We start from the raw sequence: 26239 nt of genomic DNA, 5'->3' as shown, positions 1-26239 counted from the left end.
AAACTGAACTAAAAACTCCGTTATTACAAGCTGTTATAAATACTTCTTGAAAACAACTTGGGGAGCAGTTTTTAAATCGTATATACTGTATAAATAAACAGTATTTTGGGTGGTGGTTATGAATTCAACATTAGCCTCAATGCAGCATCAAGGGTTAATTTTCAATGCAAAAGCACAGAGCGAACAGACAGGGTCGTGCCCGTTAACATACACACCAACAGGGTTTTCTGAGCTTGATGCTTTATTGCAAGGCGGTTGGCCTGATGCTGGAGTGATCAGTGTTTTTAGCCAGCCGGCAATCGGTGAATTTAGGTTACTGCAAGCGCTACTAAGCGCGCAGCAATCGGGTTTAATTATCCTTATTAACCCCCCGGCAGAACCTTGTGCCCATTGGCTTGCCCAGTTGCAGATAGCCAGCGAGCGCGTCGTTATTTTACGACCAAAAAGTGACAGTGAGGCGCTGTGGGCAGCAGAGCAATGTGCTCGTAGCAGCAGTTGTGCCTTAATATGGTTATGGCAGGAAGGCCTATCCTTTACCCAAGTTCGGCGTTTTAACTTAGCCTGTCAGCAATCGCAAGCGGTGCTGGTCTTGCTCAGTTATAGCACCCAGCCTTGCTCACTGCCGGTACAGCTGAGTGTGCATATCTTGCCCTCTGACAGCGGTTTAACCGTGCGCTTATTGCGCCAACAAGGGCGTTTTGCCAGTGGCGAAGTCCACCTAAGGCGCACTCAGCTATGGCCTTTTTTACATTACAGCGACCTTCATCAGGCTTTCAAGGGGGGCGATAATGAGCCGTTACAGCATGTTGAGGTAGGCTGATGTTCTTAGCTGTGCACTTTTGTGATTTGCAATTGCAATGTCGGGCACTGACTGAGCCGGCTATTCTCGCGTGCAAAGATAAGGTGGTGCAAAGTAACCCGCCAGCGCAACAGGCCGGCATTAAGCCGGGGATGGGGCTCGCTAGTGCGGCGGCCCTGTGCAATACATTGGCTGTGTTTGCCTATGATGAACAGCTTGAGCGCCAGCTATTACAACAAATAGCGCAGCATTGTTATCAGCGTACTGGCGATATTATTCTATGTGGGAGTGACTGCTTAATTTTTGCGACCCACAGTATGCGGATGCTCTATCCTGATATTGAGCAGCTATTTGAGGCGCTGCAAGGGGTATTTAGGCAGTGGTTGCAACACTATCGCTATGGTTGTGCACCGAGTATTGAAGCGGCGGAAGTGTTAGCGCGTGCGGGCACTGAGATGATCACTGACAGCCCCGCTACGGCACAGCACCGCTTGGAACAGTTGCCAGTAAGTGCGTTGCGTATAAGTAGCCAATACCACCATCAATTGGCGCGCTTAGGCTTGAATACGATTGGGCAGCTATTAGCGCTGCCTAAGGCCGAGCTACGCCAACGCTTTCCCTATGAATTATTGGACTACATCACCCGTTTGCAGGGGCAGCTAGGGCATGTGCGTTTACCAAAAAAAGGGCGCTACTATCGCCTTTACCAACCTAGTCAGTACTTTCAGCGCTTGCAAGAGCTGAATTTTGAAATAGACGAGAGCGCGCGTTTACTCCCGGTGATGACCACCCTATGTGAGCATTTATGTGCTTATTTACGGCAAATGCAATTGCACACCCAGAAGCTGCAGTTTAGCTTTTATTTTCGCGAATTACCCACACAGCTGTTTGCGGTTCATAGTGTGGCACCACAAGGGCAGTTAGTGCCTTGGTTAACTTTAGTTCAGGTTAAGCTTGAGACCCTCAGCTTGGATGCCCCCGTTATAGCCGTGCAATTAACCTGTGAGCAATTCAGTGATGCCTTAGGTGAAAGCCAAAACTTATTTGATAAGCGCCAGCAAGGGCTGGCAAAACAGCAGTTGCTAGGGGTGTTACACGCACGCTTAGGGGCGCAACATTGTTATCACTTGCATTGCACCAATGCGCATATCCCTGAGTATACGCAAGTGAAGGAAAGCCCTTTACACAGCTATAGCACCTCCAGCTCCAGTAAAAAAACAGCCCCTCTGCGCCCTAATTTTTTACTGGAACCACAAGTGCTTAGCGAGCAGGTTTGTTTATTACGCGGCCCAGAGCGGATACAAAGCCATTGGTGGCAACAGCAATTAATTGAACGTGACTATTACATTGGTGAAAATGCCCAAGGGCAATTATGTTGGTTGTTCAAAGACAAGCATCAGGGTTGGTTTGTACAGGGGTACTTCGCCTAATGAGTGCCGTGCAATACAGTGAACTCTTTTGCCAGAGTAACTTTAGCTTTCTCAGTGGTGCTTCGCACCCCGAAGAGCTGGTGGCGCAAGCATGTGAGCTGGGGTACCAGGCTTTGGCTTTGTGTGATGAGTGCTCGGTTGCCGCAGTGGTGCGGGCGCATAGTCATATTAAAGAGCAGCAACTGCCGCTGCGTTTAATTGTGGGCAGCTCTTTTCATTATCAACACTTACATTTTATTGCCCTGTGCCCAACCAAAAAAGCCTACAGCCAGCTATGTCGCGTGATCACTAACGCCCGTCGGCGCACAGCCAAAGGTCACTATCAGCTTAGTGAGTGGGATTTGAAAACTATGCAAGGCTGTATACTGATTTGGCTGCCCCAAGGTCAGGGGCTGGTGGTCAGTGAGCATGACCGGCACTGGGGAAAGTGGCTTAAGCGCCACTATAACAACCACCTTTATATTGGTGTACAGCGTCATCTAAGCAGTTTTGACCCCGAGTATTTGACTTATATCGAGGCCTTAGCACAACACCATCAGTTAACGACTGTAGCCGTTGGTGGAGCATTAATGCATAGCCCCGAACGTTTGCCGTTACAGCATGTGCTCAGCGCTATTGCCGCCGGGAAACCGGTCCCCGAGCTAGGCGCGACCTTACTCACCAACGCGGAGCGCGCACTGCGACCTAAAGCCAAGTTAGCCAAGCTGTTTTCGCCAGCACAACTCGCAGCAACAGTGCATATTAGCCAAGCCTGTACTTTCAATCTCGATGAGCTCAGCTATCAATACCCACATGAGTTAGTACCTAAGGGGTTAAGTGCCAGTGAGCACTTGCGTGCCTTGGTATCCGAAGGTGCGGAAAAACGCTTTGGCGGGCCCCCACCGGCACACCTGCAAGCGCAAATAGATAAAGAGCTCAAATTGATTAGTGAGCAGCAATATGAGCCCTTTTTTTTAACTATCTACGATATTGTGTGCTTTGCCAAAAGTCGCGATATTCTTTATCAAGGGCGAGGCTCGGCGGCTAACTCCGTGGTGTGCTATTGCTTGGAGATAACGGCGGTAGACCCCCGACAAATCGATGTCTTATTTGAACGCTTTATTTCCAAGGAGCGCAATGAGCCCCCGGATATTGACGTCGACTTCGAACACCAGCGCCGAGAAGAAGTGTTTCAATATATTTATCGCAAATATGGGCGGCAGCGAGCTGCTTTAGCTGCAACGGTGATCACCTATCGTTTGAAAAGTGCCATTCGTGATGTTGGTAAGGCGTTAGGGTTCAGTGAAACACAACTGGATTACTATATTAAGCAGCTTAATCACCGCCATGGCAGCGAGCAATGGCAGGCGCAACTGATAAAGCTAGGCCTTGACCCGGATGTGGCCATTAACCAACATTTTTTCCGCTTAGTGGATGAAATTCGCGGTTTTCCACGGCATTTATCCCAGCATGTGGGTGGCTTTGTGATCTCGCAAGGTCCGCTGCATGAGCTAGTTCCAGTGGAAAATGCGGCAATGGCCGAGCGCACCGTGATTCAGTGGGATAAAGATGACCTTGAAAGCCTCGCCTTATTAAAAGTCGATGTACTTGCCTTGGGAATGCTCAGTGCTATTCACCGCTGCTTCAAGCTGCTGGCGCAACACTACCAACACCGTATCAGCATTGCCGATATTACCCGCCTCGGCGATGATCCTCAGGTGTTTGCGATGTTACAACGCGCCGATACCGTCGGGGTATTCCAAATTGAATCGCGCGCACAAATGAGTATGTTGCCAAGGCTTAAACCACGGTGTTACTACGACTTAGTGATTCAAATTGCCATTGTGCGCCCTGGGCCCATTCAGGGGGATATGGTGCACCCGTTTCTAAAACGCCGTGATGGCACAGAGGTCGTCGCTTACCCCTCTAAAGAAGTTGAGCAAGTTCTTAAGCGCACTTTAGGGGTGCCGATATTTCAAGAGCAGGTGATTAAAATTGCCATGGTCGCCGCAGGCTTCAGTGGCGGTGAAGCCGACCAGCTACGTCGGGCTATGGCTAAATGGAAGCGTGATGGCGAGCTGACTCAGTTTAAACGTAAACTCATTACTGGCATGTTAGCGCGTGGTTACGAGCAGCAATTTGCTGAGCGCATCTATCAACAAATTTGTGGTTTTGGCGAATATGGCTTTCCCGAGTCGCATTCGGCGAGCTTTGCGGTGCTGGCCTATGTCTCTGCTTACTTAAAATATTACTACCCAAGTGCGTTTTTTTGTGCCTTAGCAAACAGCTTACCCATGGGTTTTTATTCATTAGACCAGCTCATGCAGGACGCGCGACGTCACCAGGTTAAGGTGTTGCCCGTTGATATCAATACCTCAGTGTGGGAGCACCAGCTGGTACGCCAAGGGCAAAACTTCGCGATACGATTAGGGCTGCGTTGCGTTAAAGGGTTTCGTCAGCAAAGTGCGCAACAGCTCGTTAAACAACGGCCAATAGCCGGATACCGCAGCGTCAGCGAGCTGTATCGAAGCGGCTTGCGCGAGGTGGAGTTAGAAGCGTTAGCGAGCAGCAATGCACTCGCGAGCATAGCTAAAGACCGCTTTAATAGCCGCTGGCAGATTATCGACAAACAACAGCGGTTACCGCTCTTTGACGAACAGAGCGATGCATTGCCATTAGCACCGCCAAGTCAGTTACAGGATACCTTGGAAGATTACGCCAGTATGGGGGTCAATATGGGCGCGCATCCACTGTGTTATTTACGCGCCGAAGGGGAGTTACAGCACGCAAAAACCGCCCAGCAGTTGCGTCTTTGTCGCAGTGGTGCCAGTGTCACCATTGCTGGCTTGGTCACGGGACGGCAATCACCAGGCAGTGCCGCAGGAGTGACATTTCTAACCTTGGAAGATGAAACTGGCAACACCAATGTCGTGGTGTGGCAGGCAACGGCGAAGGCCCAGCAACAAGCCTTTCTAACCGCACGCTTATTGGAAGTGAAGGGGGTTATAGAAAACTACCAAGGAGTGATCCATGTGGTTGCTGGGCGGCTTATTGACCATAGTGACAAGTTACCTGCACTGATACTGAAAAGCCGATTCTTCCATTAGTAATAAAAATAAAAAAGTGCTCTTTCATTTGTTTTTATTATATTTTGGATTTAAAAATATCATTCTTTTAGGGCTGTGAAAAAAATTCAATCCTTGTTTAAATAAGCTCACACATCCTTGATAGGCAAATGCGCGGTTTGCGCGTACAATAGCACCTTTCAAATCGACAATTACGTTGCACCTAGGAGACAGCATGTTAGAACGTAGCATGAACATTGCAGACTTTGATCCAGAACTTGCCAAAGCGATGGGCGATGAGGTTTCTCGTCAAGAAGAGCATATAGAGCTTATTGCCTCGGAAAACTACTGTAGTCCACGCGTACTTGAAGCGCAGGGCTCACAGCTTACCAATAAATATGCCGAAGGCTATCCGGGCAAACGCTACTACGGTGGTTGTGAGCACGTCGACGTTGTTGAGCAATTGGCGATTGACCGTGCTAACGAGCTGTTTGGCACTGAGTATGCAAACGTGCAACCACATGCAGGCTCGCAAGCTAACGCCGCAGTGTTTCAAGCGCTACTTCAGCCACACGACACTGTACTAGGCATGAGCTTAGCTCATGGTGGTCACTTAACTCATGGTGCACATGTAAACTTCTCAGGCAAAACCTACAATGCCATTCAATATGGTTTGAATGAGCAAACCGGTGAGATCGATTATGATCAAGTTGAAGCCCTTGCCCTTGAGCATAAGCCAAAGATGATCATTGGTGGTTTCTCAGCTTATTCTGGTATCGTTGATTGGCAGCGTTTCCGCGAGATTGCCGATAAAGTCGGTGCTTACTTATTTGTAGATATGGCACACGTAGCCGGCCTTATCGCTGCCGGTGTGTACCCAAGCCCAGTGCCTTACGCACATGTGATCACTACCACCACGCACAAAACGCTAGCGGGTCCACGCGGCGGTTTGATCATCTCTAATTGTGGTGATGAAGATATCTATAAGAAGCTTAACAGCGCGGTTTTCCCAGGCGGTCAAGGTGGCCCACTGTGTCACGTTATTGCAGCCAAAGCGGTGGCTTTCAAAGAAGCACTACAGCCAGAATTTAAAGCATACCAGCAACAGGTTGTGGCTAACGCACAAGCAATGGTATCAGTGTTACAAGAGCGCGGTTATAAAGTGGTATCAGGAAAAACAGACAACCACCTATTCCTGCTTGATTTAATAGATAAAGACATTACTGGTAAAGATGCTGATGCAGCACTCGGTAACGCCAATATCACGGTGAATAAGAACTCAGTACCGAATGATCCACGTTCACCGTTTGTCACTTCTGGTTTACGTCTTGGTTCACCAGCGATTACTCGCCGTGGCTTTAAAGAAGCAGAAGCGAAAGAACTTGCTGGCTGGATCTGCGATGTACTTGATAACATCGAAAGCACTGATGTTCAGGCAAAAGTGAAAGAGCAAGTGAAAGCGATTTGTGCTAAGTTTCCAGTGTATGCTTAAGCTGCACTAAATAGCCATTAGGCAAACATTTGTGTATGATAAAGGCCGCAAAAATAGCGGCCTTTTTGTTTTCTACAGGAACCCCAGTCACTATGCATTGTCCTTTTTGCAGCGCCAAAGATACCAAGGTTATCGACTCCCGATTAGTGGGCGGCGGCCATCAGGTTCGACGCCGTCGCGAATGCATTGATTGCCATGAACGTTTCACTACTTTTGAAGGCGCCGAGTTGGTGATGCCGCGCGTGATTAAACGGGACGGCTCACGTGAACCATTCAACGAAGATAAGCTCCTAAATGGCTTACATCGTGCCTTAGAAAGGCGGCCAGTGAAAACCGAGCAGGTTGATGAGGTGGTGCATCAAATCAAATCGCAAATTCGAGCGACCGGTGAACGAGAGGTCAGCTCTTTGCTTATTGGCGAATGTATTATGGAAGCGCTGAAAGGGCTGGATAAAGTGGCCTATGTGCGCTTTGCATCGGTGTACCGCTCGTTTGAAGATATCCGCGAATTTGGCGAAGAAATCGCCCGTCTAGGGGACTAATATGAGCTTCAGTGCACAAGATGAGCACTTTATGCGCCGCGCTATCGCCTTAGCCTGGCAGGGGCGTTTTACCACCACCCCCAATCCGAATGTGGGCTGCGTGTTGGTTAAAGATGATAAGGTGATTGGCGAAGGCTTTCATATTCAGGCGGGGACGCCGCATGCAGAAATTCATGCCTTAAATGCCGCTGCAGAAAATGCCGAGGGAGCCACCGCATATGTGACCTTAGAGCCGTGCAGCCATACCGGCCGCACCGGCCCTTGTGCAGGCGCCTTGATAGCTGCAAAAGTTGCTAAAGTAGTGTGTGCTATGCAAGACCCTAACCCACAAGTCAGTGGTCGGGGCATGGCGATGCTTGAGGCCGCTGGCATCGACGTTGAGTATGGTTTGCTCGGTGCCCAAGCCGAAGCGCTTAATACCGGCTTTTTAAAACGCATGCGTGCTCAGCGCCCGTTTGTCACTTGCAAACTAGCAGCCAGCATTGATGGCAAAACGGCGCTCGCCAATGGCCAAAGTAAATGGATTACCTGCAGTGACGCCCGTGCCGATGTGCATAGCCTGCGAGCGCAACATTGCGCCATTGTCTCGGGAGCCGATACGGTGATAAGCGACAATGCGCAATTAAATGTGCGTCTAAACGAACAGCAACTTGCCGATTACCCGCTGGCGCAAGTGCGTCAACCGGTGCGGGTGATTATCGACAGTCGCTACCGGCTCACACCCGATTTAGCGTTAATGCAGACACCCGGTAAGATTATTATCGTGCGCTCACGCACAGCACCTGCGCTTGATAAAGTGCAGCAATGGCCCAACAATGTAACCGAGTTGTATGTTGCCGGGGATAACGATGGCCATGTAGATTTAGCCGCGTTACTCACGCAACTGGCTGCAGATGATATTAATTCGCTGTGGCTTGAAGGAGGCGCGACCCTAGCGGGGGCCTTTGCGAAGCAGCAGCTTATTGATCGTTATGTGGTTTATTTGGCCCCTAAATTCATGGGCCAAGGTGCCAAAGGGCTGGTGAACATAGGCCCATTTGCCGATATGAACGACATTGAAAAAATGCAATTTAGCGATATGCGCCCGATAGGCGAAGATGTGCGCCTAACCCTAGATAAAAGAGCAGTGGAATAGCCATGTTTACAGGCATTATAGAAGCAACCGGAACCTTGAGCTCACTCACTCTTGTTGATGGCGATTTAAAAGTGCGCGTCAGCAGCGATAGTCTCAACATGGACGATGTCGCCTTGGGTGACAGCATTGCCACGAATGGCGTTTGCCTTACGGTGACACAAAAATTCAGTGATGGGTTCAGTGCCGATGTATCGCGCGAAACCTTATCACTTACACGCTTTGCGCATTACCAGCAAGGCCAACGTGTTAATCTTGAAAAGGCGCTGCAGCCGTTATCAAGGCTAGGGGGTCATTTGGTTTCTGGGCACGTAGACGGCATTGCCGAAGTGGTTGATGTGCGTAGCAACGCCCGCGCAATTGAATATTGGCTGCAAACCGACGCCGAACTGATGAAGTATATTCCCTATAAAGGTTCGGTGTGTATTGATGGTGCCAGTCTGACCGTCAACGAGGTTCATGGTAGCCGCTTTAAGTTGACCATTGTGCCGCATACTTTAGAGCAAACCACGATTGCAGATTTTCAAGTGGGCACCCAGGTTAACCTTGAGGTTGACCAAATAGCTCGCTATTTAGAGCGCCTAATTAATGGTGCCAAGGCTGAGCAGCCTCAATCCTCAGTTTCCGAGAGCTTGCTGGCGCAAGCTGGATTTATAAAATAAACGATAATGGGCAAGATATGAGTTTAAACACCGCAGCGGAGATCATCGACGACATTAAAAATGGCAAGATGGTTATCCTCATGGATGATGAAGATCGTGAAAACGAAGGCGATCTCATTATCGCCGCCGAGCACATCAGCGCCGATGCCATTAATTTCATGGCCACCTATGGCCGAGGCCTTATTTGCTTAACGCTTACCCAGGCGCGTTGTGAACAACTAGCACTGCCTTTGATGGTCAGTAATAACGGCGCGCAATTCTCAACCAACTTTACCTTGTCCATTGAAGCGGCAAAAGGGGTGACCACCGGTATTTCGGCCGCAGATCGTGCCCGCACGGTACAAGCCGCTGTTGCCAAAGGGGCAGTGCCTGAAGATATCGTTCAGCCGGGGCATATTTTCCCTATTATGGCGCAGCCAGGCGGCGTACTGACACGTGCAGGGCATACTGAGGCTGGCTGCGATTTAGCACGCCTTGCGGGCCTTGAGCCGTCCTCGGTTATCGTCGAAATCCTGAACCCCGATGGCACCATGGCGCGTCGCCCGCAACTCGAAGTTTTTGCTAAAGAGCATGGCATAAAGATGGGCACTATTGCCGATTTAATCGAGTACCGTAACCTCAATGAAACCACTATCGAGCAAGTGGCGAAGTGTAAGCTGCCAACACAGTACGGTGAGTTTGATTTAGTTACCTACAAAGACACCATCGATGGTCAGTTGCACTATGCGATGATCAAAGGTGATATCAGCGACCCAACCTTAGTGCGGGTGCATTTGCAAAGCACCTTTAACGATATTTTACTTTCCGATCGAGGCGCGGACCGCAGTTGGACATTGTCTAACGCCATGGCCTATATCGCCGAACATGATGGTGTGTTGGTTATCCTTGGTAAGCAAGAGCGCAGTGAGGATATCGAAGCTATGGTTAAGGCCTTTGCTTTAGAAGATGCTGGCCAAAGTGCTAACCACCGCAAAATCCAGGGGACATCGCGCACCGTGGGCATCGGCTCGCAAATCTTAGCGGATTTAGGCATCACTAAAATGCGCTTAATGAGCATGCCGAAGAAGTATCATGCGCTGTCAGGTTTCCACCTTGAGGTGGTTGACTACGTACAGCCAGAATAAGCAGCTATTTTTTTTCAATTATGCTATGATGCGCGGCAATTTTGCGATACCCGCATTTCGCCGGCATCACGCCTTGGCAGAATCAATTAAGGTTTACAGATGAAAATTATTGAAGGTAACAAGTTTGCACCGGGCAAAAAATTTGCCATCGTGATTTCGCGTTTTAACGACTACATTGGTCGCAGTTTATTGGACGGTGCAGTCGATGAGCTAAAGCGTACAGGTAACGTCAGCGATGATGATATTACCGTGGTGTATGTGCCGGGTGCGGTTGAGTTACCTCTTGCTGCCAAGCGCATTGCCGCCAAAGGTGAGTTCGATGCTATCATCGCCTTGGGCGTGATCATTCGTGGCGGCACTCCGCACTTTGATTTAGTTGCCGGTGAGTCGAATAAAGGCTTGGCGCAGGTATCGCTTGAGTATGATGTACCGGTTGCTTTTGGCGTATTAACGACTGAAAGCATAGAGCAGGCCATTGAGCGTGCCGGTACAAAAATGGGCAACAAAGGCGGCGAAGCTGCATTAGGTGCCCTAGAAATGGTTAATGTTTTAGACAAAATTTAAGGGTTCACAGTGAAACCAGCAGCGAGACGCAAAGCGCGCATATTGGCCTTACAGGCCGTTTACTCTTGGCAAATGAGCGGTAACGCTATTGCTGATATCGAACAAAACATGTTAATCGAAAATGACGTGACTAAGGTCGATGTAGAGTATTTTAAAGACTTAGCGCGCGGTGTTGCCGTTAACTCAAAACAGCTAGACGAAGTCTTAGCTCCGCATTTGACGCGTCCGTACGAAGAAATCGATATGGTAGAAAAAGCCATTTTACGACTTTGTGCGTATGAGCTTAAATTCCGCGATGATGTGCCATACAAAGTGGCCATCAATGAAGGCATTGAGCTGGCGAAAATGTTTGGTGCCGATGATAGTCATAAATTCGTTAATGGTGTGCTTGATAAAGCCATTAAGCAGCTACGTAATAGCTAAGCACCTTTAACAAGGAGAGCCGGCTGAGGCCGGCTTTTTTGTGTATGCAAGAATTTGAATTAATAAACCGATACTTTAAAGGCCGAGGGATCACACGCCGGGATGTTAATCTTGGCATAGGTGATGACTGCGCGTTGGTGAGTATTCCGGAAAACAGCCAATTAGCCATTACCACAGACACCATGGTAGCTGGTGTGCACTTTTTTGAAGATATGTCACCGCGAGCTTTGGGGCACCGGGCTATCGCCGTTAACCTCAGTGACCTTGCTGCTATGGGCGCCGAGCCTGCGTGGGTTTCTGTGGCGCTTACCTTACCGAAAGCCGAAGTAGAATGGTTAGAGGAGTTCACCGCAGGCATGCATGAAATAGCAGAATATTTCAACGTGCAAATCATTGGTGGTGATACTACGCAAGGCCCGCTTACTGTTACCGTATGCGCCAAAGGCACGGTGCCTACCGGCAAAGCGTTAACACGCGGCGGTGCTAAACCCGGCGATTGGATTTATGTTACCGGACCGTTGGGTGATGCAGGCTTGGCTATCGAAGCGCGCAAACAACACTTAGATATTGCCCCTGAATGGCTGAAGAAGCTGACCACTAAATTGGAATACCCGACGCCCCGGGTAGCAGCAGGACAGGTTTTGCGTGGCTACGCCAGCTCTGCCATTGATATCTCCGATGGGCTGTTGGCCGATTTACAGCATATTTTAGATATGTCTTTGGTCAGTGCCACCATTCATGCCGATAAAATTCCAACGTCAGAAGCCTTTCGTCAAAGCATTGAAGGCGAGGCTAAATGGCCTTATGTGCTTGGCTATGGTGATGACTATGAGTTGCTTTACACGGTACCCGAGAATCATAAAGCGATGCTGGACAATCGTTTGAGTCAGTATGGCATCGAGGCTGTGTGCATTGGCCAAATTCGTGGTGGCGAGGGAAAGGTCGAGGTACTTAACGGTGAAGATAAACTCGATGTCGCCCAAGTGGGCTTTGAACATTTTATACAGGGTGACGCGTGATCACTACAAGCTTATTTAATCTACGTCGCGGTCATCAGTTTTTAGGCCTAGGCTTTGGCTTAGGTTTAAGTCCCAAAGCCCCAGGTACAGTTGGCACCTTTGCGGCAATTCCTTTTATTTTTATGACCTGGGGTATGCCACTGTGGGTGCAGGCAGCAATGGCACTCATGCTATGCACTGTGGGTGTGTGGGCCTGTGGTAAAACCGCAGATGACTTGGGTGTGCACGACCATCCGGCTATTGTTTGGGACGAAGTGGCAGGGTTTTATATTACCATGATAGGAGCGGCTATTAATTGGCAGACCTTAGTGGTGGGCTTTGCCCTGTTTCGTTTTTTCGATATTGCCAAGCCTGGACCAATCCGTATGCTTGATAAACGTCTGCATGGTGGGCTTGGGATTATGGCAGATGATATTCTTGCCGGCATATGCTCGCTAATTTGCCTCCAAGCGTTAATTAAAGTAGGTTATTTGCCAGGAATATAAGATTTGAGTCTGGGTGTGACATTGCAGCGGTTTTTTCAGTCACTAGTATTGGTGTGGGCAGTTTTTGCTTCGCACTTGGCGTCGGCATCAATCACGGATTATGTGGTTAAGCAATGGAATACCCGAAATGGTCTGCCTTCACAATCCCTCAAAAGTGTCACCCAAGATAACAAAGGCTATATTTGGGTCGGCACTCAATTTGGTTTAAGTCGCTTTGATGGCGACCACTTCACTAACTTTACCCAGCAAAATAGCAACTTCCTCAATAGTAATGCAATCAATAAGTTATTGATTGATAAAGAAGGGTTGTTGTGGATAGGCACCAAGCGCGGCATCTCCGTACTTGACCCTGATTCAATGAATTACTTTGAGTTTGGTATTGGCGGCCCGGTGCGCGATATATTGCAAGATGATAAAGGCAATATTTGGGTGGCAGCCAACGAACTGTTTTATATCGAGCGCAATCAGGTCGCTTTTCATTTGCCCGAGAGCGAGCGTCGGCGCAGCGGCCGTATTCAGGGACGTCTGACTGCCATCAACCAAATTTCGGTCAGTAAAATGGCACTGGCACCGCAAGGCGTGTGGTTAGTCAGTGAAAACTACTTACTGCGCTTAACCAATATGTCATCGTCGTCATCGCGCTTGCGTTTAAAAATAACTGCGCGGGTGACCCTGCCTGATCGTTTAGCACAAACCATTATCCACGACTTAGCCTGGCTAGAAGGCACTTTATACCTGGCCTCTGAATTAGGAGCTTACTTCTTAGACATAGATGATGAGCTACGGCCATTTACTTTACCCAACGCCAGTAATGCGGCGGTGTATAAGTTTATGAGTGACTCCGATGGCGCATTGTGGATCTCAACCTATGGACGATTACTGTATCGCGATAATTCTAAAGAGTGGCAATGGGTTGAGCCAGCAGCACTGGATCAAAGCATCTGGTTTTCCGATATTTACCGCGATGAACAAAACAATATTTGGCTGGCGAGCTTCAGCGAGGGCCTTTGGCTTGCCCACGCGGGCCGGGTTGAGCGCCATAATGCACTCTCGAGTATGACCGAAGCGGTGATGGCTATTACCTTATCACCGAGTGGTCAGCTATGGGTGGCTAATCGCAGTGGCGTTGGTTATTTCGATCAAGATAATAATTTTATTAATCGCGTGCCTCGGGCTAAATTACGCCGCAGTGCGGTGCATGATTTGCATTTTGTTGGTGAGCGGTTGTATATCGCCACGGATCGCGGTGTGTTGTACTTCGAAGACGAGCAGCTATATAACATCGACGCGCGAGAATTACGGCAAAACCCGGTGTTTGCTATCAGTGAGTCGAGTGCTGGCGGCCTGTGGTTTGGTACTGGCCGGGGGATGTATCGCATGGGGTATCGAGGGTTAACGCCCTTTACCTACAATGCTGTACTCGATAGTAAGTTTATTACTTACGTGCTGGATAAAGGCAAATACGGCTTAATTGGTACCAGCCAAGGCGGCTACTTATTCTCAGATAAAGGCATAGAGCGCATCGGCGACTCTACAGCACTGGAAAGCGCTTATGTCACCAGTATTTTAGAAATTGATGATGTTGGGACGTTAGTTGGTTCGTTAAATGACGGCTTATTCTATCGCAGTACCCAAGGACGCTGGCACCAGCTTGATGTATCCAATGGCTTGCCCTATGGCTCCATTTTTAGTCTGCATCATGATGAAGCCCTGCAGCGGGTGTGGGTCAGCACCATGAAAGGCGTCTACCGCATGCCGGTGGAGCAATTCTCGGATGAAATTGGAAACTTACAAGTAGAGCAGGTGATTTCCTCGTATGATCGCCAGCTCGATGGTAAAGCCAGTCAATGTTGTGCTGGTTTAGGCCATGACGCGGTGGCTGACAGTGGTGACTCTATTTGGTATCCGAGTTTGCAAGGAGTGGTGGAAATCCCTAAAAATGTGCAGCTCTTTGGTCAAGACCAATTAGCGCCCCAAGTGGAGAGTATTGCCACTCCCAGACGTACTTTGTATACCGGTGGCTTGGGTGTGAATCCTGAGCTTGATACCGATGAGCGCGACTTAACGATTAATTATACGGCGATTGATTTTTACGCCCCGGCTGAGGTGGAGTTTCGTTACCAGCTAAGCGGCTTGGATACGGACTGGCGCTATGCTAAAAATCGTCGTGAAGCCATTTATACTAACTTACCTCCTGGCCCATTTACTTTTAAGCTTGAAGCCAAGCGCACCAGTGACAGTTGGGAAGAGGCGACAAGCACGCATTATGCGTTTCAGGTACCGAAACGCTTCGATGAAACGGTGTATTTCCGGTTGCTGATTGTTTCCGGGTTATTTTTTATTATCTATTTATTGCTGTGGGTGTTTAGAGCCCAGGAACGCCGCAAACAAGCAGCCTTGGAGAGTTTGGTGGAAGAGCGCACTATGGAGCTGCGTGATGCCAATGATAAGCTTAACCAGGTGAACTCTCAGCTGAAGTTAGTGAGTCACTCTGACGAGCTTACAGGACTGCGTAGCCGGCGTTTCTTATTCGATCAGCTGCCTAAAGATATTGAGCATTACCAGCGTAATTCGTCTTCATTACAAGAGCAGGGCAGGGCTCTGGTGCTGTTGATAGTAAATATCGACAAATTTTCACGTATTAATGATGCCTACGGACCGCTGAGCGGCGATAGTTGCTTACAACAAATGGCGACTCTATTGAATTCCTGCACGCAGGGCTCCGACTATGTGGCCCGCTGGAGCGGTGATGAGTTCTTGTTGCTGCTGCGCGATTTCGAGCTTGATCAGGTCAATCAGTTTGCGCGCCAGTTATGCAAATCTATCGCAGAGAAAAGTTTTCAACTCCCCAATGGTAAAAAGATTAATCTTAGCGCGTCGCTGGGCTGGTCTTGTTATCCGATGCCCTTGCTCGGCGGCCAAGTGATCGGCTGGGAAACATCGGTGAACTTAGCGGATATCGCCCTTCATCAGGTGAAAAAGCGCGGCGGCGATGGCTGTGCGCACATTGAGTTTGATGATCAGTTGGATGCCTTTGAGTTTGAGCAAAGTGAGAACTTAGATGCGCAAATAGCCACCTTACAAAGCACCGGCTTAGCCGACATTAAAATTTGGATGCGTTAAGAAAGTGAATAAATAAAAAAGGAGCCTTTGGCTCCTTTTTTATTACCGAATATCAAACTCGCTAGCGTGTTAATCTAACCACGTACTTATCTGGCGAGTGATACCATCGCCGTCAAGGCCAAGCTCAGCATGCATTTCTTGCTGCGTGCCATGCTTAATAAATACATCGGGTAGGCCAAGGTGCAAAACTGGCTTAAGCTGCTTGCTTTGCGCTAAGTATTCGCTTACTGCTGAGCCTGCGCCACCGGCGATAACATTATCCTCCAAGGTGACAAGCGCATTATGCTCACTTGCCAACTTATCAATCAGCTGGTGATCGAGAGGTTTCACAAAACGCATATCAACTAGGGTGGCATTGAGCTGCTCTGCCGCTTGTTGGGCATTCTCCAGCAAGGTACCAAACGACAGTATTGCGACTTTTTCGCCGTTGCGAATAACACGCCCCTTGCCTATGGGTAATTGTTGCATTTCGCTATCAAGCTCACCGTCGCCAGCACTGCCACGCGGGTAACGCACAGCGGCGGGTTTATTAAGCTGATGCCCAGTATAGAGCATATTACGGCATTCATTGGCGTTAGCTGGCGCCATAATGACCATATTAGGAATACAGCGTAAATAACTTAAGTCATACGTGCCCTGGTGAGTTTCCCCGTCGGCGCCAACCACGCCAGCGCGATCAATGGCAAAGAGCACAGGCAATTCCTGTAGCGCTACATCATGAATAAGTTGATCGTAGGCTCGTTGTAAGAAGGTTGAATAAATTGCCACTACGGGATTTAGGCCTTCACACGCAAACCCTGCACCGAGTGTGACCGCATGCTGCTCTGCAATAGCAACATCGAAATACTGTTGTGGATACTCTTTAGAGAAGCGCACCATGCCCGAGCCTTCGCGCATTGCCGGAGTGATGGCCATCAGTTTGTCATCAACGCTGGCCATATCACACAACCAATCGCCGAACACTTTTGAAAAGGTCGGTGCGCCTGGCTTAGATTTGGGTAATTTAGTCACAGTCGGGTCAAACTTGGGCACCGCATGGTAACCAATAGGATCGGCTTCGGCAGGCTTATAACCTTTGCCCTTTTGGGTTTTTATATGCAGCAGCTGAGGACCCTTGAGGTTGCGCATATTGCGCAGGGTGTCGACCAGCATGTTGACATCATGGCCATCGATTGGGCCGATATAATTAAAGCCAAGCTCTTCGAAGAAGGTGCCCGGTATAACCATGCCTTTAAGATGCTCTTCCATACGGCTAGCCAGTTCTTTCACAGGCGGTAACCCTGATAAGAGTTTTTTGCTGCCCTCACGAATGTTGGCGTAAAAGCTACCGGAGAGAATACGCGCAAAATGATTATTTAACGCGCCGACATTTTCTGAAATAGACATCTCGTTGTCATTTAAAATGACTAACATGTCGGAATTAATATCGCCAGCGTGGTTCATCGCCTCAAAGGCCATGCCCGCAGTGATAGCACCATCGCCGATGACGGCAACGGTTTTACGGCCTTGGCCTTCTTTTTGCGCAGCAATAGCCATACCTAAAGCGGCAGAGATGGAGGTACTCGAATGACCGACACTAAAGGTGTCGTACTCGCTCTCACCGCGATAAGGAAACGGATGTAATCCATCTTTTTGGCGAATAGTGTGCATTTGCTCACGGCGGCCGGTGATCAGTTTGTGCGGATAGGCTTGGTGGCCTACATCCCAAATCAGGCGATCAAACGGGGTGTTGTACACATAGTGCAGCGCAACAGTCAGTTCAACCGTGCCGAGCCCGGAGGCAAAGTGACCGCTACTTTGCGATACGGAGTTTAGTAAGTAGTCCCGCAGTTCGTGGCTAAACGCGCCTAACCGCTCTTGCGGTAGCTCGCGAAGTTGTTCAGGCTTGCTGACCTGTTGTAATAAGGGATACTTGCTACTATCCAAATTCATGCGTCGTTTTATCCTTTACTGCGATGGCTGAAGTATATCAAACCAGCCCTTCGCATCAGTAGTCATTTTTAATGATCTCTGGCGATGATATAGCCTGCGAGTTGCTCGAGAACACGGGTGTCGTATGGGAGCGGGCACACCGCATCAATAGCTTGTTGATACAAATGCTGCATCTTATCTTTGGCACCATCGAGGCCCATAAGCGCAGGATAAGTAGATTTATTTGCAGCCACATCAGAGCCTTGCGGCTTTCCTAGCGTGGCGGTATCTCCTTCAACATCCAAAATATCATCTTGCACTTGAAAAGCCAGGCCGATGGCACGGCCGTAATCGTCTAATGCAGCACGTGTGCTGTTTTCTACGTTCGGGGAGCACAAATAGCCCAGTTCAATGGCGCAGCTTAGCAATGCCCCGGTTTTTAGGCGATGAATATGCTCAAGTTCACTTAAGGAAATCGCTTTATCGGTGGCCGCGATATCTAGCGCTTGACCGCCTACCATACCCAATAGTCCTGAAGCTTGGCTTAAACTGCGTATCAGTGCTAACTGTTGGCTAGCGCCGATATCAAAATCAGTGCTACTGAGCAGCTCAAAGGCGATGGTTTGCAAGGTGTCGCCAGCTAAAATAGCGTGGGCCTCGTCAAATGCGATATGGCAGGTGGGTCGACCGCGCCGTAATTCATCATCGTCCATGGCCGGTAAATCATCATGCACCAGAGAGTAACTATGAATACACTCAATGGCTGCAGCGGCTTTGTGAAGATCGTCTTGATGTGCTGCAAGCATATTACCTACAGCATAGACTAAAAATGGTCGCAAGCGCTTGCCTCCATTTTCAATACAGTACTGCGTTGCCGCCAATAATTGAGGCTGTGTTTGTTGCTGTGTTTGAAAATAACGCTGTAGAGTGTGTAGCACATCCTGTTGTGCCTGTGCTAAGGCATGTTTTAAATTCACAGGGGCGACTACTCTTGATCATCCATTGGGGTGAGCTCAGCATTTAGGTCGTTGCTCATTAACATGCTTACTTTCTGCTGGGCGTTATCAAGCTTTTGAGCCGATGCGTTTGCCAGACCAATACCGCGTTCAAATTGCTTTAAAGATTGCTCTAAAGACAATTCACCTTGCTCCATATCAGTTACAATTTGCCCTAATTCATTAATGGCTTCTTCAAAGCTTAGGTTTTCTGGTTTTTTTTGGGCCATGGCCTTGTCACTCACTACACCTAATAAGAGCGCCAATTTTAGGGGGAATCGTGGACTAGGTCAAAGATGGATGCGATTTTCACGGCAAAGCTGTGTAGGCATGCTAGTTTTAATATTGTCGCTTCGCGATTTTAAAAAAATGATTCAAGTAATTCAGCAAGTTGCCGATATCTCAAGAGTAATTATAATAACGTCTGATATTCCCTGGCCATATATAGGGCTTTAGTGGGAAGGCGCTGAATAGTAAAGTGGGTGGAGGACATGTGGATTTAGCAACCATAATAGGTATTCTCGGCGCGATTGGTTTCGTTGTCATGTCTATGGTGCTTGGTGGTGATGTGGGCATGTTCTATAACACTCCTTCGGTGCTAATTGTATTTGGTGGTTCTCTTTTTATCGTGCTTGCTAACTACACCATGGGGCAATTTTTCACCATAGGGAAAGTAGCCGGCAAAGCCTTCATGTTTAAAATTGAATCACCCGATGAGCTTATTGAGAAGGCTGTAGAGCTGGCAGATTCTGCTCGTAAAGGGGGCTTTTTAGCGCTAGAAGAGGCAGAGATTAACAACAAGTTTATGCGTAAAGGCATTGATATGTTGGTAGATGGCCATGACGCCGATGTGGTTCGTGCTACTTTGCAAAAAGATATTCTGTTGACCACCGCTCGCCATGAGCAAGGCGCCGGACTGTTCAAGGCCTTGGGTGATATAGCCCCAGCAATGGGTATGATAGGGACCTTGATCGGTTTGGTGGCGATGCTCTCTAACATGGATGACCCCAAAGCGATTGGCCCCGCGATGGCGGTGGCGCTACTAACCACATTGTACGGTGCGTTTCTCGCCAATGTGATAGCTATTCCTATCCAATCCAAGTTAGAACTGCGCAAAGATGAAGAAGAGCTCAATCAACGGCTGATCTTAGACGCCATCTTAGGTATTCAAGACGGACAAAACCCCAAAGTTATCGAAGGCATTCTGAAAAATTATCTGGCAGAGTCCAAGCGCCAAGTTGATACCGAGGAGTAAGTATGTCGGATGAAAAACCCTGCAAATGCCCCCCTCCCGGATTACCGGCTTGGATGGGCACGTTCGCAGACTTGATGTCGCTACTGATGTGTTTCTTCGTATTGCTATTAGCGTTCTCCGAGATGGATGTGCTCAAGTTTAAGCAAATTGCTGGTTCCATGAAGTTTGCTTTTGGTGTGCAAAATAAACTGGAAGTAAAAGACATACCTAAAGGAACTAGTGTCATCGCCATGGAATTTAAACCGGGGCGCCCAGATCCCACGCCCATTGAGACAATTCAACAGCAGACTGTTGAAATGACACAGCAAATGCTGGAGTTCCAAGCTGGGGAAGAAGACTCCGCAGGCGGTCGTAAAGAGCAACGTGGGGACCAACGTGGCGGGGAGTCTGCCAGTACCGCCGATGAGCAGTCACAACAGCAAGCTATCGCCGCAGCAGACCAAGAGCGCACCAATGAGCTGGTGAAGAAAATTGCCCAACAGCTAGAACAGCAAATTATTGACGGCGCCATAGAACTGGAATCTTTAGGGCAGCAAATAATTATTCGCATTCGTGAAAACGGCTCTTTTCCCTCCGGCAGCGCTTTCTTACAGCCAAAATTTAAGCCTATTATTCAAGATATTGCTGAATTACTAAAAGATGTACCCGGAGAAATCACTGTCTCGGGGCACACCGATGACTTCCAAGTCTCTAATGAGCTCTATACCAACAACTGGGACCTGAGCGCGATGCGCGCAGTCGCGGTTGCCAGTGAAATGCAAAAGGTTGATGACTTTGATAAAAGTAGAATGGTCGTGGTGGGACGCGCAGACACGCGGCCGTTAGTCCCCAATGAAACTGATGAAGATCGTAAGCGTAATCGCCGCGTCGAGATTTCAATCATGCAGGGTAAAGCAAAAGAATCTGACCCCATTGAAGTTGTGCAGTAACTATTGGCTTTGTGCTGAAAATACGGTAATTTAGCAACTGAATTAAAGCTGAATAGACAGGGAACGAATATGTTACATCTTTATAAATTCAATGATATGCCAGGCAATGGCAATGGTGATGACGACAAGACCGAGAAGCTCCAACAGATCAAGAAATAGGAAAAAATTTTGCCTTCTTGGTTGGGAGAGTTTTTAATTTTAATGAACAATGGTTCGGCAGCTTTTTTGTTGCCAGCCATTGTGTTTTTTTGGCTTAGTAAAGAACGTAAGGCTCTACGGTTCGCGTTATTAACAGCAGGCTTTTTCCTTTTCGGCACTCTTATCCACGACATGCTGCTCGACCATGATACCGAAAAAGTTTGGCGTTATGTCGTATGGGCAAGCAACGATATTATTTGGATGGCAATAATTGCTTATTGGGGCATTCGTGGCAAAGTGCACATGTGGCAAAGTATTGCTGGCCAGCTTATTGTTGTGGCTGCGCCTTTTTTACAGCTTTGGCGTGTCGCCGATCGCCATTTATGGGATCTAACATTTAATAGCGCGTACCTTTACAAAACCCTATTACCAATCATAAACAGCGCTACTTTAATATTGTGCTATTTACCGATACTGTTTTGGTTGCAGGCAAGAAGAAACAAAACAGCCGCGCGCACTCTTTCCTAGCTCGTAATTATACTCTACACTGTAACAACTGTATAAATAGCCAGTTGTTATCATGAAGCTTTATATTGCCGAAAAACCCTCTCTTGGCCGTGCTATAGCCGCAGCCTTGCCCAAACCTCAGCAAAAAAAAGAAGGCTATATAGAGGTCGGTAATGGCGATTGTGTCACCTGGTGTATCGGTCACTTGCTTGAGCAAGCTGAGCCCGATGACTATGACCCCGCTTTTAAAAAGTGGCAATTAGCGCACTTGCCTATTATTCCGAAGCAGTGGCAGCTAAAAGCGAAAAGCAAAACTCGTAAACAACTCACTTTAGTTAAGAAGCTGATAAAGCAAGCTCACACCTTAGTGCATGCCGGCGACCCCGATAGAGAAGGGCAATTGCTGGTTGATGAAGTGATTAATCAGGTATCTTTGTCGCAACATAAAAAGCAAGCGGTTGAGCGGTTACTGATCAGTGATTTGAACTTGCCTGCAGTGAAAAAAGCCCTGAACCAGCTGCAGCCCAATACCCGGTTTGTGCCTTTGAGTGTTTCAGCACTCGCCCGCTCGCGCGCCGACTGGTTGTTTGGTATGAACCTAACACGAGCTTATACCTTGGCGGGACAAAAAAGCGGTTATCGAGGGGTGCTCTCAGTGGGAAGGGTACAAACCCCGGTGCTGGGTCTGGTGGTCGCCAGAGATAAAGAAATAGCCGAGTTCGTTAGTAAGCCGTTTTATGAGGTGCACGCGCAAGTGACTACAGCACAAGGCGAGTCATTTTGGCTGAAGTGGCAACCAAGCGAAGCGTGTCGGGCCTATCAAGATGAACAGGGCCGAGTATTGCTGCGTAAGCTTGCAGAAAATGTAGTCGGGCGGATTGTCGGCCAACCGGCAAGTGTGACCGACTTAAGCAAAGAGCAAAAGCAAGAGCAAGCCCCTCTGCCTTACAACCTATCGGCACTGCAAATAGATGCAGCGAAGCGCTTTTCTCTCTCCGCGAAGGCGGTATTAGATTGTTGTCAAAGCTTGTATGAGAAGCATAAATTAATTACTTACCCGCGCTCAGATAATCGCTATTTGCCTAAGGAGCATTTTGCTGACGCCAGCAATATTATTAACGCAGTGCTTAATAATGGCGTTTTCACCGCACAGCAGCTCACAGCTGTAGATAGCAATAAAAAGAGCCGTTGCTTTAACGATAGCAAAGTGGCAGCGCACCATGCCATCGTACCTACAGCCAAGCACACCGCAGCGCAGTTGAATGATAACGAGCGCAAAGTGTATGAACTGATCTGTCGCCAATACCTCATTCAATTTATGCCTGCATATCGCTATTACCAAAGTGATGTCGAGGTGACCATAGCTGGAGGCAAGTTTACAACAAAAGCCCGAGAAGACATTGAGCTGGGTTTTAAAGAGCTCATGGGCAAAAAGGCGAAGCAAGATGAGCAATGTTTACCACCATTGACCTTAGGGCAATTGCTACAGTGTGATGATGCACGTATTGACGATAAGCAGACCACACCCCCGGCACACTTTAGTGATGCCACTCTATTAAGCGCAATGACATCCATTGGCCGTTACGTCAAGGACACACAATTACGTAAAGTGCTGCGCGATACCGATGGCTTAGGCACTGAGGCAACCAGAGCAAGCATCATCGAATTGCTTTTCTCACGTGGTTTTCTTACTCGTAAAGGAAAATCCATTTGTGCTAGCGAGGCGGGAAGCGCTCTGATCAGTGCGTTGCCCGAGCAATTAGCAACGCCGGATATGACGGCGCACTGGGAAATGGCATTAGCAAAAATTGCCGAGCAAGAGCTCAAATATCAAGACTTCATGCAGCCATTAACCACACAGCTGAACGACTTGGTCAATCAAGCAAAGAACTGTGATGCTGGTGTATTTAGCAATATTAAAGGGCCCGACAAGCGAGCCTTGAGAGGTGGTAAAAGAAAGCGCGCCCGCAGTTACAAAGCTAAGGGCGCGTCTAAAGCGCAAGCTTAAGGTGTATTGAATAGCTTGAGCGCCGCATGAGTCATCGCTTTGACACCCGTTGGAATGGCCTTTTTATAATCAGGCGCAAATTTACTAGAGTGCAGCGATGGCAGTTGCCCCCCAGATTGTTGAGCGGCGTTATATGTTTCTGGGTTTACTCCGCCGAGCCAAAACAGGGTAATAGGCAAGTTGTCGTCGGTGCGTCCGTACAAGCCAAAATCTTCCCCGGCCATGACTGGCTTGGTTAATTCTACATTATTCTCACCGATAGCGTTTTTAATGGCGTCTGTGACTAAGGTGGTTTGAGTTGGATCGTTATAAGTAGAAGGAATTGATTCTTGTTCGTGGACAATGACTTCAGGGTAAAGGGCTTGCTCTAACCCCGCACTAGCAGCAATACCTGCGCTTATGCGTTTAATGGCGGCAATTTGTTGATTACGTACCTGCGGGTTATAGCTGCGTAGCGTGAGTTGCAGAGTCACTTCGTTAGAGATGACATTATGTTTGCTGCCGCCATGAATAGACCCGACAGTCACAACGGAAGGTTCTAAGGGCGACAGCTCACGGCTGGTGATCGTTTGTAGCGCCAATACCAAACGTGAGGCAATGACCACAGGGTCGATGGTGGTGTGCGGGTAGGCACCATGTCCACCTTTACCTTTCACAATGATGTCCACCGAGTCTACACTGGCCATGGTATATTCCGGCTTTAAGGCAACCTTGCCCGCAGGCACACTGGCACTGACATGCAAGGCTAAAATATGATCTGGTTTAGCGAAGCGACTAAACAAGCCCTCATTGAGCATTGCTTTGGCACCCGCGCCGATTTCCTCAGCAGGTTGAGCTACCATCATCAGCGTACCTTGCCATTGATCTTTATGGGCCATGAGGTGTTCAGCAGTGCCAATGAAACTGCTCATATGAATATCGTGACCACAGCCATGCATCACTCCAACTTTGGAGCCATCATCTTTTGTCACCGTCACTTTAGATGCGTAGTTCACACCGGTTTGTTCGACGATTGGCAAACCGTCGGTGTCGGTGCGGATCATAACGGTCGGCCCAGAGCCATTTTTATACAGACCAACGACGCCGTAGCCACCGACTTCCTTGGTCACATCAAGCCCTAAGGTTTGCAGTTTACTGGCCAGTTTTTCACCGGTTTGCTGTTCGTGTAAAGACAGCTCTGGTGATTGGTGTAAATCAACATAGAAGGCTTCAAGCTCAGGGAGTCTATCTTTAACATCTATACTGTGTGCTGCTGTTGATGTGCATGCAAGTAGTAAAGCAGCACTGAGAGCGGTGAAAGAAGTGGGCAATTGCATGGGTGATCCTTGCTCTTGTAATTGTTATGTTAGTCACCATATCAAAGCGTAATTATAGTGAGATGGCAACATAAGCATGACGAATCAAATTCAATTGACGGCAGAGAATATCCAGCAAGTATTAGGCGACACTTCGCAAGAAAAGTTGGTGGCGTTGAGCTTTTACTCCGCCCAAAGCCCGGAATGTCAGGAACAGGCCAGTATTTTACAAGGCATAGCGCAGCAATATCAGCAGCATCTTGTCGTGGCAACTTTAGATTGTGACACACAGCAAGCATTGGCGGGTCAATTAGCGCAGCAAATTGGCTTACAAGCGCTGCCTACTTTGGTGTTATTAAAAGAGGGAGCACCAGTAGATATGCTCCCAGGGCCACAAAGCGAGGTGCAAATTAAAGAAGCACTGCAAAAGCACTTACCACAACCACAAGATATGTTGCTGCAACAAGCCAAAGATGCATTGATGGTCCAAAATCATAACGAGGCCTTTAAACTGGCAAAACAGGCGTATGATATAGACAGCAATAATAGTCGTATCAAACTGGTGTTGGCTGATATTTGCATCCAAATACATAAGCTTGATGACGCCAAAGCGTTATTGGAAACCATAGGCCTAGTCGAGCAGGATGCATATTATAACAATATTAAAGCTAAGCTAGAGCTTGCTGAACAAGCGCAGGACTCACCAGAGATCCAAGCTTTGCAACAGACCGTTGATAACGAACCTGAAAACCTTGAGGCAAAAGTAAACTTAGCGGTGGCACTTAATGAAGCGGGTAAAAAAGAAGACGCGTTAGCGACACTGTTTAAAGTGCTTAACAAAGATCTTAATTTTGGCGATGCGAAGAAGTCCTACCTTGATATCATTGCTAGCCTACCTGAGGGCGACGCCCTAGCAGCTCAATATCGCCGTAAACTATATAGTATCTTGTATTAAAAAATGCATACGCTGCGGTCGAAATAAAGGAGTGCACGCTAAGTGCACTTTTTTATAAGCCTTACCTTGATCTTTAGTGTAGTTGTTCAATACTTATAGGCCGCCTTAAGGAAAGAGCACAAAAAACAGCCTAATCGATGTTCGTTTACCTTTGTTTTGTTGGTATTTTGAACGCTTGAGCTTGGGTTAACGTTTTTCTGCGGTTTTTAGTAAAAAAGGGGTTGCGTTGATTTTGTTTCTCCCTATAATGCGCATCCACCGACACGGCGGACTGCTTACAAACAAGCACTTCAACGAGTTGGGTGAGTCAAGTAAAACTGAATTTTAAAAAGCGCATTGAAAAATGCAAACTTCTTAAAATAAAGTGTTGACAATAAAACAGGGTTGAGTAGAATGCACAGCCCTCG

General features: G+C 48.2%; 22 protein-coding genes. 18 read left to right on the top strand and 4 right to left on the bottom strand.

Translation table 11 applies throughout. The features are described 5' to 3' along the window. The first annotated feature begins 118 nt into the window (after positions 1-118). The 13 genes from EXT46_RS01455 (at position 119) to EXT46_RS01395 (ending at position 15839) form a co-directional block, all read left to right on the top strand. Positions 119-820 (top strand): recombinase RecA, encoded by a 702-nt coding sequence (locus EXT46_RS01455; RefSeq protein WP_130144765.1) that lies wholly within the window; start codon positions 119-121, stop codon positions 818-820. Further along, complete coding sequence (locus tag EXT46_RS01450) at positions 820-2229, top strand: DNA polymerase Y family protein (RefSeq protein ID WP_130144763.1); 1410 nt, start codon at positions 820-822, stop codon at positions 2227-2229. The genes EXT46_RS01455 and EXT46_RS01450 overlap by 1 nt, the downstream gene beginning before the upstream one ends. Then, the gene (locus EXT46_RS01445) at positions 2229-5315 is read left to right on the top strand and encodes an error-prone DNA polymerase (RefSeq protein WP_205988195.1); all 3087 of its coding nucleotides are present in this window, start codon (positions 2229-2231) and stop codon (positions 5313-5315) included. Before EXT46_RS01450 ends, EXT46_RS01445 begins: the two co-directional genes overlap by 1 nt. A gap of 193 nt (positions 5316-5508) precedes the next feature. Then, positions 5509-6765, top strand: coding sequence for a serine hydroxymethyltransferase (gene glyA, locus EXT46_RS01440; RefSeq protein ID WP_022945772.1), 1257 nt, complete (start codon positions 5509-5511; stop codon positions 6763-6765). A 92-nt stretch (positions 6766-6857) separates the two neighbouring features. Continuing rightward, complete coding sequence (gene nrdR, locus EXT46_RS01435; RefSeq protein ID WP_026111229.1) at positions 6858-7307, top strand: transcriptional regulator NrdR; 450 nt, start codon at positions 6858-6860, stop codon at positions 7305-7307. Position 7308: 1 nt separating this feature from the next. Continuing rightward, positions 7309-8442 (top strand): bifunctional diaminohydroxyphosphoribosylaminopyrimidine deaminase/5-amino-6-(5-phosphoribosylamino)uracil reductase RibD, encoded by a 1134-nt coding sequence (ribD, locus tag EXT46_RS01430; protein WP_130144761.1) that lies wholly within the window; start codon positions 7309-7311, stop codon positions 8440-8442. 2 nt (positions 8443-8444) lie between these two features. Beyond that, a complete protein-coding gene (locus EXT46_RS01425) occupies positions 8445-9101 on the top strand; it encodes a riboflavin synthase (protein ID WP_022943555.1) in 657 nt (218 codons plus the stop codon). Between the two features lie 17 nt (positions 9102-9118). Then, positions 9119-10225: a bifunctional 3,4-dihydroxy-2-butanone-4-phosphate synthase/GTP cyclohydrolase II gene (ribBA, locus tag EXT46_RS01420; RefSeq protein WP_130144759.1), complete on the top strand. Its 1107-nt coding sequence runs from the start codon at positions 9119-9121 to the stop codon at positions 10223-10225. 99 nt (positions 10226-10324) lie between these two features. Further along, positions 10325-10789 carry a 6,7-dimethyl-8-ribityllumazine synthase gene (gene ribE, locus EXT46_RS01415; protein WP_022943553.1) on the top strand — a complete coding sequence of 155 codons (465 nt, stop codon included), beginning with the start codon at positions 10325-10327 and terminating at the stop codon, positions 10787-10789. Between the two features lie 9 nt (positions 10790-10798). Beyond that, on the top strand, positions 10799-11212 hold the full coding sequence (nusB, locus tag EXT46_RS01410; protein WP_022943552.1) for a transcription antitermination factor NusB: 414 nt from the start codon (positions 10799-10801) through the stop codon (positions 11210-11212). Between the two features lie 44 nt (positions 11213-11256). Continuing rightward, the gene (gene thiL, locus EXT46_RS01405; protein WP_022943551.1) at positions 11257-12231 is read left to right on the top strand and encodes a thiamine-phosphate kinase; all 975 of its coding nucleotides are present in this window, start codon (positions 11257-11259) and stop codon (positions 12229-12231) included. Then, entirely contained in the window at positions 12228-12716 is a 489-nt protein-coding gene (locus EXT46_RS01400) for a phosphatidylglycerophosphatase A (protein WP_022943550.1), read from the top strand. Before thiL ends, EXT46_RS01400 begins: the two co-directional genes overlap by 4 nt. Before the next feature lie 51 nt (positions 12717-12767). Further along, positions 12768-15839 carry a diguanylate cyclase gene (locus EXT46_RS01395; protein WP_026110916.1) on the top strand — a complete coding sequence of 1024 codons (3072 nt, stop codon included), beginning with the start codon at positions 12768-12770 and terminating at the stop codon, positions 15837-15839. Between the two features lie 69 nt (positions 15840-15908). Here the strand turns inward: EXT46_RS01395 and dxs are convergent, their stop codons facing one another. From dxs to EXT46_RS01380, 3 genes are all read right to left on the bottom strand, one after another. Beyond that, positions 15909-17771, bottom strand: a complete 1863-nt coding sequence (gene dxs, locus EXT46_RS01390; protein WP_130144757.1) for a 1-deoxy-D-xylulose-5-phosphate synthase — start codon at positions 17769-17771, stop codon at positions 15909-15911. 68 nt (positions 17772-17839) lie between these two features. Next, complete coding sequence (gene ispA / locus EXT46_RS01385) at positions 17840-18727, bottom strand: (2E,6E)-farnesyl diphosphate synthase (protein ID WP_130144755.1); 888 nt, start codon at positions 18725-18727, stop codon at positions 17840-17842. Between the two features lie 8 nt (positions 18728-18735). Beyond that, positions 18736-18975 (bottom strand): exodeoxyribonuclease VII small subunit, encoded by a 240-nt coding sequence (locus EXT46_RS01380; protein ID WP_022943546.1) that lies wholly within the window; start codon positions 18973-18975, stop codon positions 18736-18738. Between the two features lie 263 nt (positions 18976-19238). Between EXT46_RS01380 and pomA the strand changes: the two genes are divergently transcribed. The 4 genes from pomA (at position 19239) to EXT46_RS01360 (ending at position 23582) form a co-directional block, all read left to right on the top strand. Next, complete coding sequence (gene pomA, locus EXT46_RS01375; RefSeq protein ID WP_022943545.1) at positions 19239-20000, top strand: flagellar motor protein PomA; 762 nt, start codon at positions 19239-19241, stop codon at positions 19998-20000. A gap of 2 nt (positions 20001-20002) precedes the next feature. Next, on the top strand, positions 20003-20929 hold the full coding sequence (locus tag EXT46_RS01370; RefSeq protein WP_026110915.1) for a flagellar motor protein MotB: 927 nt from the start codon (positions 20003-20005) through the stop codon (positions 20927-20929). Positions 20930-21097: 168 nt separating this feature from the next. Continuing rightward, on the top strand, positions 21098-21595 hold the full coding sequence (locus EXT46_RS01365) for a hypothetical protein (protein WP_240701068.1): 498 nt from the start codon (positions 21098-21100) through the stop codon (positions 21593-21595). Between the two features lie 52 nt (positions 21596-21647). Further along, positions 21648-23582 (top strand): DNA topoisomerase III, encoded by a 1935-nt coding sequence (locus tag EXT46_RS01360; protein ID WP_130144753.1) that lies wholly within the window; start codon positions 21648-21650, stop codon positions 23580-23582. On the opposite strand, the gene EXT46_RS01355 is transcribed toward EXT46_RS01360, so the two are convergent. Continuing rightward, entirely contained in the window at positions 23579-24898 is a 1320-nt protein-coding gene (locus tag EXT46_RS01355; protein ID WP_130144751.1) for an amidohydrolase, read from the bottom strand. The genes EXT46_RS01360 and EXT46_RS01355 overlap by 4 nt on opposite strands. Positions 24899-24974: 76 nt before the next feature. Here EXT46_RS01355 and EXT46_RS01350 point away from each other — a divergent pair, with 76 nt between their 5' ends. Beyond that, positions 24975-25832 (top strand): tetratricopeptide repeat protein, encoded by an 858-nt coding sequence (locus EXT46_RS01350; protein ID WP_045980532.1) that lies wholly within the window; start codon positions 24975-24977, stop codon positions 25830-25832. Positions 25833-26239: the final 407 nt, after the last annotated feature.

Source organism: Pseudoalteromonas sp. CO325X, from assembly GCF_004208955.1.
Classification (GTDB): domain Bacteria; phylum Pseudomonadota; class Gammaproteobacteria; order Enterobacterales; family Alteromonadaceae; genus Pseudoalteromonas; species Pseudoalteromonas ruthenica.
This window is presented reverse-complemented; position numbering and strand designations above follow the sequence as displayed.

Bases quoted from the DNA above. Each gene is read 5' to 3' on its own strand.
- EXT46_RS01455 (WP_130144765.1), top strand. From the start codon at position 119: ATGAATTCAACATTAGCCTCAATGCAGCATCAAGGGTTAATTTTCAAT.
- EXT46_RS01450 (WP_130144763.1), top strand. From the start codon at position 820: ATGTTCTTAGCTGTGCACTTTTGTGATTTGCAATTGCAATGTCGGGCA.
- EXT46_RS01445 (WP_205988195.1), top strand. From the start codon at position 2,229: ATGAGTGCCGTGCAATACAGTGAACTCTTTTGCCAGAGTAACTTTAGC.
- glyA (WP_022945772.1), top strand. From the start codon at position 5,509: ATGTTAGAACGTAGCATGAACATTGCAGACTTTGATCCAGAACTTGCC.
- nrdR (WP_026111229.1), top strand. From the start codon at position 6,858: ATGCATTGTCCTTTTTGCAGCGCCAAAGATACCAAGGTTATCGACTCC.
- ribD (WP_130144761.1), top strand. From the start codon at position 7,309: ATGAGCTTCAGTGCACAAGATGAGCACTTTATGCGCCGCGCTATCGCC.
- EXT46_RS01425 (WP_022943555.1), top strand. From the start codon at position 8,445: ATGTTTACAGGCATTATAGAAGCAACCGGAACCTTGAGCTCACTCACT.
- ribBA (WP_130144759.1), top strand. From the start codon at position 9,119: ATGAGTTTAAACACCGCAGCGGAGATCATCGACGACATTAAAAATGGC.
- ribE (WP_022943553.1), top strand. From the start codon at position 10,325: ATGAAAATTATTGAAGGTAACAAGTTTGCACCGGGCAAAAAATTTGCC.
- thiL (WP_022943551.1), top strand. From the start codon at position 11,257: ATGCAAGAATTTGAATTAATAAACCGATACTTTAAAGGCCGAGGGATC.
- dxs (WP_130144757.1), bottom strand. From the start codon at position 17,771: ATGAATTTGGATAGTAGCAAGTATCCCTTATTACAACAGGTCAGCAAG.
- EXT46_RS01380 (WP_022943546.1), bottom strand. From the start codon at position 18,975: ATGGCCCAAAAAAAACCAGAAAACCTAAGCTTTGAAGAAGCCATTAAT.
- EXT46_RS01370 (WP_026110915.1), top strand. From the start codon at position 20,003: ATGTCGGATGAAAAACCCTGCAAATGCCCCCCTCCCGGATTACCGGCT.
- EXT46_RS01360 (WP_130144753.1), top strand. From the start codon at position 21,648: ATGAAGCTTTATATTGCCGAAAAACCCTCTCTTGGCCGTGCTATAGCC.
- EXT46_RS01355 (WP_130144751.1), bottom strand. From the start codon at position 24,898: ATGCAATTGCCCACTTCTTTCACCGCTCTCAGTGCTGCTTTACTACTT.
- EXT46_RS01350 (WP_045980532.1), top strand. From the start codon at position 24,975: ATGACGAATCAAATTCAATTGACGGCAGAGAATATCCAGCAAGTATTA.